10 protein-coding genes and 1 pseudogene are annotated in these 13,490 nt (G+C 52.3%); 2 read left to right on the top strand and 9 right to left on the bottom strand.

The window, feature by feature from the left end; all coding sequences use genetic code 11:
• Positions 1-1,045: 1,045 nt before the first annotated feature.
• Positions 1,046-1,351: a hypothetical protein gene (locus CIP100161_RS02370; protein WP_232053181.1), complete on the bottom strand. Its 306-nt coding sequence runs from the start codon at positions 1,349-1,351 to the stop codon at positions 1,046-1,048.
• A gap of 614 nt (positions 1,352-1,965) precedes the next feature.
• Here CIP100161_RS02370 and CIP100161_RS12040 point away from each other — a divergent pair.
• Both CIP100161_RS12040 and CIP100161_RS02360 read left to right on the top strand, forming a co-directional pair.
• Positions 1,966-2,196, top strand: coding sequence for a hypothetical protein (locus CIP100161_RS12040; RefSeq protein WP_232053060.1), 231 nt, complete (start codon positions 1,966-1,968; stop codon positions 2,194-2,196).
• 2 nt (positions 2,197-2,198) lie between these two features.
• On the top strand, positions 2,199-2,624 hold the full coding sequence (locus tag CIP100161_RS02360) for a hypothetical protein (protein ID WP_155871617.1): 426 nt from the start codon (positions 2,199-2,201) through the stop codon (positions 2,622-2,624).
• Positions 2,625-2,667: 43 nt separating this feature from the next.
• On the opposite strand, the pseudogene CIP100161_RS02355 reads toward CIP100161_RS02360, so the two are convergent.
• From CIP100161_RS02355 to CIP100161_RS02320, 8 genes and pseudogenes are all read right to left on the bottom strand, one after another.
• A pseudogene (locus CIP100161_RS02355) lies at positions 2,668-3,821 on the bottom strand (IS3 family transposase).
• A gap of 190 nt (positions 3,822-4,011) precedes the next feature.
• Entirely contained in the window at positions 4,012-4,983 is a 972-nt protein-coding gene (locus CIP100161_RS12035) for a hypothetical protein (protein ID WP_232053058.1), read from the bottom strand.
• Positions 4,984-4,988: 5 nt separating this feature from the next.
• Positions 4,989-5,822, bottom strand: a complete 834-nt coding sequence (locus tag CIP100161_RS02345) for a hypothetical protein (RefSeq protein ID WP_155871615.1) — start codon at positions 5,820-5,822, stop codon at positions 4,989-4,991.
• Between the two features lie 2 nt (positions 5,823-5,824).
• Positions 5,825-6,577: a hypothetical protein gene (locus CIP100161_RS02340; protein WP_232053056.1), complete on the bottom strand. Its 753-nt coding sequence runs from the start codon at positions 6,575-6,577 to the stop codon at positions 5,825-5,827.
• Between the two features lie 39 nt (positions 6,578-6,616).
• Positions 6,617-7,864 (bottom strand): LGFP repeat-containing protein, encoded by a 1,248-nt coding sequence (locus CIP100161_RS02335; RefSeq protein ID WP_232053180.1) that lies wholly within the window; start codon positions 7,862-7,864, stop codon positions 6,617-6,619.
• Between the two features lie 385 nt (positions 7,865-8,249).
• Entirely contained in the window at positions 8,250-8,483 is a 234-nt protein-coding gene (locus CIP100161_RS02330) for an integrase core domain-containing protein (protein WP_232053054.1), read from the bottom strand.
• Positions 8,484-8,536: 53 nt separating this feature from the next.
• Positions 8,537-9,001 (bottom strand): DDE-type integrase/transposase/recombinase, encoded by a 465-nt coding sequence (locus CIP100161_RS02325; protein WP_155871612.1) that lies wholly within the window; start codon positions 8,999-9,001, stop codon positions 8,537-8,539.
• A 436-nt stretch (positions 9,002-9,437) separates the two neighbouring features.
• Positions 9,438-13,448 (bottom strand): DNA-directed RNA polymerase subunit beta', encoded by a 4,011-nt coding sequence (locus CIP100161_RS02320; protein ID WP_155871610.1) that lies wholly within the window; start codon positions 13,446-13,448, stop codon positions 9,438-9,440.
• Positions 13,449-13,490: the final 42 nt, after the last annotated feature.

Here is a 13,490-nt window from a genome sequence, read left to right as displayed (position 1 = left end):
GTTCACAACGATCCATCGGAAGTAGAACATCGGCAACAAACACGGCACACACAAAACCTTTCCTAGTGCGCACATACGTAAATGCCAGCCACCCACAGTTTGATCGGGCCTCAGGACTTTGACTTCACACTCGACCACGTCTGGGCACAAATCGGACACGTGAGGCTTTTTCAGGTTGTGGTAGGTGATCTGCCTTTGCCTTGCCAAAAGCACCGGTCAGGTGCATCAACCAAGCAGTGTATTTACAACCGATAGCAGTTCCGTCACAGTAGAGACCATGCCACATTTTCCCCACACCGTAGACACCGCAATGATCCCGATGAACAGCACTCATGTGTTTAATCAGCACAGCATCACAAAGGCGACAAGCACGTAACCCACAAGCCCGGTTATTCTACAACGTCGTACAGATGAACAAGGCAGAGAAAATACTTCGGTACTTATCGATAAACCGGATCATTTCTTAACGTTGTAGGCTTGGTTCAGATGCGAAAAAACTAAGGCAGCCTTTAACAGCTCGTTAGTGTCGCGTAGCTTTTGATTTTCACGACGGTAGCCTCGCGTTCTCGGCGGCCACATCTTCAGACACAGATTCTGGGATGTTTCCCGCACAGCGGGCAGGTTTAAGTCCATTGACGGGCCGTGTGCTATAAAGCTCCCAGTTTTAAAGCTACTGCCTGACATGTGGCTTGCATTGACATGTTTTCCGCCAGAATGCGATCCTCAACAAGGCGGGAGACTCGGTCCTTCGCATCCTGGTCAAATTTTCTTGGCATGTTCGAAGATTTTCACATCTACTCAAACGGAACAAAACCTGGGGCACTTCACTCGGTGAGTACTACCAAACGACCGGCACGCCCCCTGGACGCTAGTTTGGTCGAAGAATTGATGCATTGCAGTCTGCGACTGTTTATGAAGATTCCGTCGTCGAAGAAGATCAGATGGCAAGCACTCTATGGTGACGGCACCATCACCACATTAGATCCTGACTATTGTGTCGCCGAGGGTTGGTTCTGCTTGGACTCCGGAACTCAGCTTGTGCGCATCAACGACGGAGGTTGGCGACACGCAGAATCATCAAAATTCCGGCTACTCTGGTGCTCCCCCAATGACCATATACGTGACCTAACCCCCCCCAGTATCGAAGACTGCAACAAGTTCGACGCAACGCAAACCGGAGCCACAACATACACAAAAGCTTTTGATGCGTGTCGCGATCGCATAACCAAGTATGTGAATCCCTGAACTGGTGCCAGGCTGGCGATGCTTTCAGGATACGTCGCACCGTCCAGTCGGAGACATTCATTAGCGCTGCAATATCCGCCTGCGTGTACTCTCCCGAGACATACATCTGCCGCACATGTTGCTGCTGCCGTGCCGACAACTTCGGCTGCTTGCCCCCCGCAACTTGCCTTTCTTCTTCGCAATCGCCAGCGCCTCGATGAACCACACCATTGGACGAGGTAGCCTTCATTCAGCGCGGTGCAGCCACTCCCGATTAAGCTTATTTGGTTGGCCTCATCTGCCCACCTACTACTCGGGGAACTTCAGAAAAACCACTTCCTATTAACGATAGTTTCCCGATATCCTAAGAATACGACTCTCCTTTCCTGCTCCGGCCACAGGAAAGTCGCCGTCGTTTTACAACGCTTCGCCTTTGACTAACAAACTGCAATGATTCACGCTGCCGAAATCAACTGAAATAGGAAGGCCGCATGATGCACCGAGGTAAAATAACAATTTTAATAGCTGCTCTGGCGGCTTCTACAATTAGCTCCGCTCCCTCAGCTAATGCCCAAGTCTAGGAAGTACCTTCTGAGACCGACTCCATCACAATTCCATACGTTCTTTCAGATACTCCACCATCAGAACCTGCAGCTGTTCCTTCTGAAAGCCAAATCTCTGCCGAGCCACTCGCAGCAAGCTACGGCCCCTGTGCTCTAACCATTGATAACGTGCACAGTCGTGAATCTTCAAACTGGGGCGCTGTCGAATTTAAGGCTCGAACAGAGTGCAGCCAGCCAGTCACCAGCATCCACCACCAACCGTCTTGTCCAGAAAAACGTCACGCTTCAATGCAACGGTGACGTCAGCACAAAGTTCGCTGGAGTTACTCTAGGAACCATCGTCTACAACGGAAAGACCTATTACGCACGAAACTACTCAAAGGTCGCAACCCTAAATTGCAAGGTGTAGGTATGTCAGGACAAACGATTACCGTTTACGTGGTCTACCCACGCTACCCAGACAGCACTGAGCCGCTCGGCGCATTTGTGGATTCGGAAGAAAAAGCACGAGAGATTGACCAATGGCTCCGTGGCCTGTCTGGAGACATGATGGGCACGTGGGAAGAATTTGAAGTCAAGGTAACCAGCCCTACTCAAATCCTTTTTGGTGTCTTTACAGGAACTCCTTCTCTAAGGATCGATGACCCTGATTTCCGGGACCCTATATGCTACGGGGTCTTCGTTAAACGGTCAGAAGCAGAAATCGCAGCCCACCCGGAAACCCGGTGGGAAAAGGATAATTGTCCGGCAAAGTTCGTCCTCCCATTCCGACTGGGATGGAAAAACAAGCTATATTTCCCCGACGGAGCCTCATGGCCACCGGACGCCGGGGGTTAGCTATGCTACTTGGGTCAGTGTAACTGAATTAAGCGCTTCGAAATCATCGGAGGGCTAGAAGGTTGCACCAAGAATGCCGCCTGCGCGTGTTGTAGCGCATACACCACCGGAAGATTTCCTGCCGGCAGCTGATTGGGCTTTCAAAGAGCTTCCTATCACGCAGTACTTCACGCTTTAAAGGATTCTGCTAGGGCGTTATCAGCACTCGTTCCCACTGCTGCCATAGATTAGCGCACACCAAGCTTAGCGCAGTGGCCCCCTCAACGCCTGTGAGGTGTACACACTGCCATGATCAGAATGGAAAAAATTGCCCCCCCCTTTTAAGGCTTCCTCGGACCTTTCTGGCATAAGACAAAGCCCCGATAACCAGCGATACCCGCATATGATCCGCGAGTGCATGACCGACAAGCTCGCGGGAGCAGACGTCGATGGCCGTGGCAAGATACATGTTCTTGCCCACCCCTACACGGCAGGTAGGTGATGTCGCCTACATAGACGTGGTTTGGCCTGTCAGCGGTAAATTCTGCGGCCTACTAGATCTGGCATGACACGGTGGCCAGTCGTGCGCCTAGTGGTGATGCATCGGCGCTGCTTGGTAAAGCCTTTTCAGCCCCATGGATTTCATGATGCGTGCGACCTTCTTGTGATTGATCGGACCAAAGCTCGTATCGGTTTTAAGGCTTGCAGCGATGCGTTTAGCACCATAAATCCCGTGCTCATCATCAAAAGTGGTCTTGATTTTTGCACCAATAGCAGCATCGGAATACATTTTTAACCTGCGATTTTCACAGGTTTGCACCCATTTATAAAACGAGGAGCGATTGAGCTTTAACACGTGGCACATCCGCTTGATCGAGTATTCGGTTCGGTGGTCATAGACAAACTGGAAGCGGATTACCAGTGTGTCTTTTTAAGCAAAATATTTTGCGGCCTTGCGTAGGATATCGCGTTTTTCGCGCAACTTTGCGTTTTCTTTTGTCTCACTGGCGGGTCCGTTCGGAATCATTCGTTGCGTGGGCTTTATCATGCACGGCTTTATTGCGTGCACGCTTTTTCGGTGTCGTGCTTTTTGGCCCAAGAATGCAGCGAGTCACGGTTGATATCGAGCTCTGCTGATGCTGCGTTTATCAAGAGGTCGTCATTGTTCTCATAGAGAGCTACAGCATCGCGTTTGCACTGTTCGGAGTACCTGGACATGATGGTAGATTACCTTTCTTCCCAGCCCGATTGGGCTGGATATCAGGTGTCCACCAAAAAAGGGATCAGGTCCTTGTTTCTTCAGCGCACCCAGATCGGCTGGTTGAGGGCTTGTTACAGCGATGCTTCCGCGTGTCTGGAATCTGAGAACGCCGATTTGAGGTGCCTCAGGTTGTGTTTCGTCTGACTTTTATTCTGCAATAGGTGTTGACGACCAGGAACGAAGGGGGCCGTCATGGAGCCCTTGGAAAAACTGGTATTTTTCCAGCGAGGTACGTGCTGGGGGATCGAAGTCGGGAGCCGCTGTCAACTCATTAGTGTGTGGGTCGACAACGCGTGCTGGTGTTAGACGGGTCAAATAGCCGTCTGTCCCATAGAAAGCGTCATCATATGGGGACACACCCAGCGGAGCGAGGATGGCTTCTATCTGTTTCTCCCCAAACTGAGACCACATAATCTGCGCGTGTTCTTTTGTAAACGATTCTTGTGGAAACTCAGTGACCTTTGGAAGGGAGTCAAAATCAAAACCGTAATCCTTAAAAGGTTCACTTTGATCCTCGAGGTACGACATGGAACGATGCAGCGTACCATCAGCTTTTAACTGTTTGTGGCTGCTAAAAGATCTGTAGAAGTAGCAATCAAATCGGCCTAAAGGGTCATCGGGCAATTTGGAGGGAAGCGCGCACATTATAAACTTTATTTCTCCGTAGCTTGCGCGATGGAAAAAGGCTACATCGTCGGTATCTACCCACGGCGTATGCTTAATTTCGATGTAGTAAGGAACTTGTGACTCAATTTTTTTCTTACGCGCCAGACAGTAAGCGAATTCATCAATCAGCGGCATCTTTGATGCTTTGGTAAAGCAGCAGGGGCTAAAAACCGCAGTCCATTCTGACTCAGTGGGGACGAATACAAACTGTGTAATGTGATTTTGTGGTTTAAGTAACTCTGCAAGCTGGTTCCTGCCGGCAGATACCTTGTCCGCATGAACTGCACATTCAATTGTATAGTTTTGAAGGTAAAAATAGGGCCTCATATATGGACTGTCCACTCCTGATGCCCACTGTTGAAATTCTTCAACAACGGTCGATAGTGGAAACCGAAGAAGCGCCACAGCATGGGATACCGGTGCGATGGAATTGGGATAGAAATACTTCGTCATTGTCTTTAGTTCCCTTCGTGTTCGCGGTCCCAGGTGTGCTCGCGACGTTCAAATAAAGCGCATGGTCCGTACTTTTTAGGCAAAGGGTATCCACTATTGATGAGTGTTGCACGCCCAGTGAGGAACTGCCTGTTGAAGGGATCGAGTCTAAAAAGCTGTGCGCACTCGAAGAGATCATCGGTAGTAAACCGCTTGCGGAGTGGACCTTTTTTGGTTTTGAGTCTTTCTAGTCCGGGGAAGGAAAACTCTTCGCCGTCAGGCCAATCGGTAAAAGCCTGGAACCGCGTTTCTCCCTCTCCGATTCCTACAATAAAAGTATTGTTTCCTCGGATTTCAGCGACTGGGGCGCGTTTGCCGATAGCAGCATCCATATCGTAGGTGTCGACGATAAGGCACTTGCTGCCTGAGCGGTGGTTCCATCCTGTGACGATTTTGCGTTCATCTGGCTCATCCACGATACGTAGCTGTGTCATGCCGGGAACAAAGGGAATAGAACCGTTATACCTAACAGTCGCGAAAAAGTCGTGATAGTTGCTCGAATCATCGCTGATAAACCACACCCAATCGGGATTTGTGGTTTCCAAGACTGCTGCCCAACGACGAGGAAACTGCGGATCGTGCACCCCAAGGCGAAGCGCATGGGGAAGATCATCGACGGTGGTATCAATGTTCACATACTGCTGCGACCAATAACTATTAGCTGTGTCTAAAGGCGTGTGGAAAACACGTGACTGTGCGGCAGCCTCAACCGCATAATCAAAAGGCAACTTCAAAAATAACTGATCATAAGAATAAGGGGCTAGCAGATAGTCAATATCTCGCCGCAGGTACACACTCATCTTTAGATCCCTTTCCTGAGCGAAGCGACATAGTTGTCTACTCCGTCTCGATTGGCTTTGATGACTTTCCAAAGTTCAGAGGACTCTTCAAGCTTGTCTAAGGTAAGCAGCCAAATAACCGCATCCGGATTTGCGTCCAACTGCTGTTGTGCATGATACAGCGCCCTAGACGCAGGTGGTCGGTCATTAAACCCCGAGTTCCGATCCAAACTAGTCAATTCAACGCCTGCCCATGACAGGCGAAGCGTTTTCCCAGCTGCATTTCGTCCAGCCGATCGTAAACTGACAACATGGGGGTTAGCGGTATTAATTGTTAAGTCACCAGTGGCGGCACCTGCCGAGGTTGCAACTGGGGTAACTTGAATCTCCACGACTGTTGACAGGTTATTGTCGACATCAATGCTTTGTAGCTTTCCAGGCTCAATGACTCGCTGCCAATACACCTGCCCATCGGGTAGCTTAAACGCGACTGAAACTGGGACTTTCAAACGATTGACGATTCCATAAGAGCCTGTAATGTTGACCGCCACCCATCCGGTCGGTTTGGTCAGAAAAAAGCAGGCCTTGGAGTTTTCTAACCCAGAAGAGTCAACACGCACATATTCAACTCCAGTGGCACAGTCTTTTTGAACAATTCCACCGTCACCTGCGGTGATATCGACAGAAGTTTCTGCTACCGCAGGGGAAATCGAAACACCAGCGGCAATAACACTAGCTAGTACGCCTGCGGAGAATCGACGAAAAATAGAAGACACGGGTAACTCCTTGACTTATAGATGCTGTTTAAAAGATGGCTACTTCGACAACGGAATGTAGGTTGTCGAAGACGAGTCGATCGTCGAGCGCAGATTTCCGGCAAACTTACCCCACACCTGCGAACCGACATGATCGGAGCTAAATGGACCTTGAACCTTTGAGGTCTGTGTCGAACCAAAGGATTCGACTACGAGACGAACCCATGTTTTGTCAGAGCCGGTGTATGCAGACTTCACAGCATCACTATCGAAGACAACGCCAGTCTCCTTTGCTGCAGGGGATGTTACTTCATCGAATCGGATGTTTAGTGTTCTGCCGCCGCCTTCAGGGTGATCGCTAGCGGTAACAAGTGAGAACCCTTCATCAGAAATTCGGTCAACGGTCACCTTGCTTGTGGCTCCGCCGACACCAGTGAAGGTGCATACAGCACCTTCGGTGATTTCATCTGGGCATCCTGACAATGGGAAATACTTATCCATGTTTTGGATGACTTCACGGTAGACGCCTGCTGCATGCCACCGCTTGAAGTCTGTGGTGTTAAACAGTGGATAGATCTGTCGGTAGCTCGAAATATTCTTGTTATCGAAGGCGGCTAGTGCTTTTCCTGTGGGTTCGAAATACTGGATTGAACCACCCTGGAAGTCTTGCTTTACTCCCCCACCAGCTGAATATTGCTCACCAGTTGGGAACTTCAAACTGCTGCGTTCCCAGCCTAGGCTTCCCCAGAACTTACGGATAGGTCCGGAGATGATATGGGTTCCACTTGCCGAAGACCAGTAGATAGACCCGCCTTGGAAGTGGTTGTAACGACCTGTCTTTTCTAAGGTAAGCAATTCGTCCGTCGTTGGGTACCCGAGGTCTCCAGTTTCCCATCCCTGCTGCCCCCATTTGTCTCGGATTCCTCCCCAGACTTGGTGGGCATCGGTGTCAGGAGACCAATAAATAGAACCACCTTGAAAATGGTTGAACCGGCCAACACCATCTGGAGTCTTGAGCTCATCGGTAATCGGATAACCCAATGCAGCGCCCTCCCAACCAAGGTCGCCCCACTTGTTGCGGATTCGTCCACCGACCTGATGGGCGATACCATTATCGACCCCGGCATGCCAGTAGATAGACGCATCTTTAGCAAAGACCTGGAAACGCCCGTTGTTCTTAGCGATGCGTTCGTCAGTCGTTGCATCACCAAACGTGTCCCATCCACCCAAGCGGTGATATGCCTCTTCAATGCGCCCACCAATCCAATGACCATGAAACACCAGCGCCAGCAAAAGCAACACTTGCACATGCTGCAATAGTTGCAGTCAACTTCTTAGCGAATTTCATCCGTAGTTCTTCCCGCCGCCGCTTTTAAGAACAGCTGAAAACCAGATAATTAGCAGCCGGAGTTAGAGTATCGATACGGTTGTACGCAGTCCATAGATATGTGTTTAGAAACTTTCTCTAACCCTAAATAATTTGCTAAAACGCCAGATGGGCACATGCGCAGACTTGATTCTCGAATCTCGCGAAAGGCGGTCAGAATAACCTATATGAGGGGTATATAACTCTAAACTAAACATTTACACTGCACATTCAGGCTGGGCAGTGTACACATTACATGTCAACGATGCACTTAGGTGGGTGAAGCGGTGGCTGACATTTGAAGTGCCCCGAGTTTTGTTCCTAGGCTTATGCCTTGATGTCCATTATTCCTTGACCGGGGTGGTGTTCCCAAAACTCGGCTTCTACTTCAGCTAGGATGCGATAGCCCAGACTCTGGTGGAGCCGTAACTCGTTCCACCAATTCACCCACTCGAACGTCGCGATTTCCACGTCGACGACATCGACCCACGTTCGCCTATGAATCAGCTCATTCTTGTAAGGGGCCGTTGACATTCTCAGCCAAGCGCTCGTTGTAGACAATGCTCACATACTAGGAACCGTGGTCGGAATGGTGAATCAAGCCCGTTATTTCCTTAGCACACACAATCACCTAGTTGGGCGCCTGCAGTAGCAAGGCTTGAAGTGCGCATCGAATCCGACAACGCCCATCCGACGATCCTCCGGGAGAATACATCGGTCACGAACGCGCTGTACACAAAGCCTTTCCTAGTGCGCACGTAGGTAATATCAGCCACCCACAACCGATGAGAGCCAGAAGCCCTAATTAGTGCCCCACCTTTGCCCTTGCCGGACAGTCCAGCACTGCGCATCAGCCGGACTGTTTGCTCGCGGCCAATGTCAATGCCCTGGCGTTGCAGCACGCGCCACATCTTCTCAATAAGGGTAGCGTCACGAAGACTGCGAGCACTCAGGCCACGGGCTTTGGATTGGCGGTATCCACGCAAGCTGAGAAAACCGCCTTCACGGTGGGTGTTTAACGTCTGGCAGATGAACTCGACTGAGAAACGATTCCGATGCTCATCAATGAATCGGATCATTTCTTAACGTTTGGGGCCTGGTTCGGATGCGAAAAAAGCCGAGGCGGCTTTCAGTAACTCATTGGTGCCCCGCAGCTCTTGATTTTCTCGGCATGTTCGAAGATTTTCCCATCTACCCAAACGGAACAAAACCTGGGGCACTTCAAAGGGGCTAAAACTCACTGCGGTGAGAATGCAACCGGACAGCACAGTCATGTACCACAACAGTTGCTTGTTTTGGCTTCTTAGAAGACCTAGTAGGACTAGGGCGAAGGAAACATCAAGTATCCACCCCGCTGGGTTGTGAATTGCACTATCGCTATGAAAATTGCTGGAGGATACTAAACCACAGCATATTTTTCTGCTTATTCACAACTGTCCAACTTATAAAAGAAGCGCCGCCTAGAAAACTAGGCGGCGCTTCTACAACAGACCGAAATTGCGGGTTCGGCCGGTTTTAGAGGTCGTAAGCCTCATCCAGTGGGACCGAAGCTCCGGTGAACTCACCGTAGCCATCGTCACCGTAGATCGAATCACCATACGTTGGGATCGAGTATGCGGCATTACGTGCAGCCTCGGTTGGCTTCACGGAGATATTGCGGTAACGGGAGATGCCGGTACCAGCTGGGATCAGCTTACCGATGATCACGTTCTCCTTCAGGCCGATCAGCTTGTCGGAACGCTTGTTAATAGCAGCGTCGGTAAGCACACGAGTGGTCTCCTGGAACGATGCGGCGGATAGCCACGACTCGGTTGCCAAGGAAGCCTTGGTGATACCCATGATCTCGGAGCGGAGCTCTGCTGGCTGGCCACCATTTGCCAATGCCTCAGCGTTTGCAGCCTTAGCCTCGGACAGATCCACCAAGGTACCTGGGAGGAACTCGGTGGAACCGGACTCGATGACGGTTCCGCGACGCAGCATCTGTCGGATGATGATTTCGATGTGCTTGTCGTGGATAGCCACACCCTGGGCACGGTAGACGTCCTGCACCTCGTCGACAAGGTGCTGCTCAACACCACGGCGACCCAAAACCTCGAGTACGTCATGTGGATCGGCAGGGCCGCGCAGCAGGCGGTCGCCAATCTCAACATGGTCGCCCTCGGCCAAGGTGCGCTCAATCATGGCACCTGGGTTGGATTCCATTGGAACGCGGACAGTTGCCAAGCCCTGACGCTTCGACAGCTTCTCGTAGACCACAACGTCAGATCCATCGTCTGGGTTGATGGTCAGGGTGTAGAAGTTGCCTTCGTCGTCAAGGTGGACGGTACCTGCGACAGAAGCGATCGGTGCACGGTTCTTAGGAACACGAGCCTCGAAGAGCTCCTGAACACGAGGCAGACCACCGGTAATGTCGCCACCGACACCACCCTGGTGGAACGTACGCATTGTCAGCTGGGTACCAGGCTCACCAATCGACTGTGCAGCCACAATACCGACTGCTTCTCCGATGTCGACCAGCTTGCCGGTTGCCATGGACTTGCCGTAGCACTTTGCACACACACCGGTTGGGGTCTGGCAGGTCAAGACCGAGCGGACCTTGACTTCCTTAACACCAGCGGCGATGAGCTCGTCGATAAGCTGATCGGTCAGGTTCTCACCTGGCTCGACCATGACGTTGCCCTCGGCGTCCTTGACTGCGGTAGCAGCCACACGGCCAGCGACGGAGGTTTCGATCAGGCTGTGTCCGGTGTAACCGGTCACGTTGCCCTCAGCATCCTTGACCTCAACGGCTACAGGAACACGAATGCCCTGCTTGGTGCCGCAGTCGTCTTCGCGGACGATAACGTCCTGTGCCACGTCGACGAGACGACGGGTGAGGTAACCGGAGTCTGCGGTACGCAGAGCGGTATCGGCCAGCCCCTTACGGGAACCGTGGGAGTTGTTGAAGTACTCGAGAACCGACAGGCCTTCACGGAAGGAGGTCTTAATCGGGCGGGTGATGTAGTCACCCTTCGAGTTCACAACCATGCCCTTCATGCCAGCAAGCGTCCAGATCTGACGCATGTTACCGGCAGCACCCGACTTCACGATCATCGGAATTGGGTTGTCGTCTGGGTAGAGCTTCTCGACGGCGTTACCGACCTCGTCGGTAGCGTCCTTCCACAGCTCAACGAGGCGGTCGTAACGCTCGCGCTCGGTCAGAGCACCCTGCTCCCAGTACTTGCGCTCAATCTTGCGTGCCTCAGCCTCGTAGCGGTCGAGGATTTCTTCCTTGTTAGGAAGAACGAGCACGTCAGACATGGTGATGGTCACGCCGGAACGGGTTGCCCAGTAGAAACCGGCATCCTTCATCTTGTCCATCGTCTGAGCGACAGTAATCATTGGGTAGGTTGCTGCGAGGTCGTTAATCACGTCACCGAGCATGATCTTGCCGGTGCCGCCGCCCTTACGAACCATCACACCTTCAAGGTATGGGTAGTTCCAAGGAAGCAGTTCGTTGAACATGATGCGACCCAAGGTGGTGTCTGCCAACCAAACATCGCCCTTGTTCCAGCCCTCTGGGAACTGCTCGGCCTCGATATCTGCCGGTGGGCGCAGGTGAGAAATACGCACCTTGATCTTAGCTTGCAGGCCAAGAACGCCGCGGTCACGAGCCATGATGGCCTCAGCATAAGACGAGTACACGCCCTGTGCTGGTCCCTCTTCGGTTGCTGGAACGTATGCGCCCTGGCCACCGATCTCGTTTTCACCTTTGTCCATGGTCAGGTAGTACAGGCCAGTCACCATGTCCAGACGTGGCATGGCAAGTGGCTTACCCGATGCAGGGGAAAGGATGTTGTTCGAGGCCAGCATGAGGATGCGAGCTTCTGCCTGAGCCTCAGCGGACAGTGGCAGGTGCACTGCCATCTGGTCACCGTCGAAGTCGGCGTTGAAGGCTTCACATGCCAATGGGTGCAGCTGAATTGCTTTACCCTCGACAAGCTTTGGCTCGAATGCCTGAATACCTAGGCGGTGCAGGGTAGGTGCACGGTTGAGCATCACTGGGTGCTCGGAAATTGCCTCTTCGAGGACGTCCCACACCTCTGGACGCTGGCGTTCCACCATGCGCTTTGCCGACTTGATGTTCTGCGCGTAGTCGTTTTCCACAAGGCGCTTCATCACGAACGGCTTGAACAGCTCGAGAGCCATCAGCTTAGGCAGACCACACTCGTGGAGCTTGAGCTGAGGACCAACGATAATAACGGAACGACCCGAGTAGTCGACACGCTTACCCAGCAAGTTCTGACGGAAGCGGCCCTGCTTGCCCTTGAGCAAGTCAGACAGGGACTTCAGCGGACGGTTACCAGGACCGGTGACTGGGCGACCGCGACGGCCGTTGTCAAACAACGCGTCCACGGACTCCTGCAACATGCGTTTCTCGTTGTTCACGATGATCTCAGGAGCACCGAGTTCAATCATACGCTTGAGGCGGTTGTTGCGGTTGATCACACGACGGTAGAGGTCGTTGAGGTCGGAGGTTGCAAAGCGACCACCGTCGAGCTGCACCATGGGGCGAAGCTCCGGTGGGATCACAGGGATGCAATCCAAAACCATGCCAGCTGGATCGTTACCTGAACGCTGGAAGGCTGCAACAACCTTCAGGCGCTTCAGGGCACGCATCTTCTTCTGGCCCTTGCCGTTGTTGATGATCTCGCGAAGTTCCTCAGCCTCGGAATCGAGATCGAAGTTGCGGATCAGGGTCTGGATAGCCTCTGCACCCATGCCGCCGGTGAAGTAATCCTCGTAGCGGTCCACAAGCTCTTCGTAGATGGTCTCATCGATGATCATCTGCTTAGGAGCAAGTTTGATGAAGGTCTGCCAGATCTCCTCAAGGCGGTCGATCTCACGCTCCGCACGCTCGCGGATGTGCTGCATTTCCTTCTCAGCAGCCTTCTTGACCTTGTTGCGAGCGTCAGCCTTAGCACCAGCTGCCTCGAGTTCTGCAAGGTCTTCTTCCAGCTTGGCGGCACGCTCGGCGATTTCGGACTCCATGTCCGCCTCGACGTCCTTCTTCTCCAGGAGCATTTCTGCTTCCAAAGTGGTCTGGTCAGCGTGGCGAGCTTCATCATCAACGCTGGTGATGATGTTAGCTGCAAAGTAGATGATGCGCTCTAGGTCCTTTGGAGCCAAGTCCAACAGGTAGCCCAAGCGGGATGGCACACCCTTGAAGTACCAGATGTGAGTCACTGGTGCGGCCAGCTCGATGTGGCCCATGCGCTCACGGCGAACCTTGGACTTGGTCACCTCAACGCCACAGCGCTCACAGATGATGCCCTTGTAACGGACACGCTTGTACTTACCGCAGGCACACTCCCAGTCACGGGTTGGACCGAAGATGCGCTCACAGAAAAGGCCGTCCTTTTCTGGCTTCAGGGTGCGGTAGTTAATGGTCTCCGGCTTCTTAACCTCGCCCTTGGACCAACGGCGGATGTCGTCGGCAGTGGCCAGGCCGATTCGAAGCTCGTCGAAGAAGTTGACGTCGATCACGTAACTCCCTTTCGTTTAGTGCTGATTCTGTAGTTTCTTGCC

Origin of the sequence: Corynebacterium rouxii, from assembly GCF_902702935.1 — a bacterium.
Taxonomy (GTDB): domain Bacteria; phylum Actinomycetota; class Actinomycetes; order Mycobacteriales; family Mycobacteriaceae; genus Corynebacterium; species Corynebacterium rouxii.
This window is presented reverse-complemented; position numbering and strand designations above follow the sequence as displayed.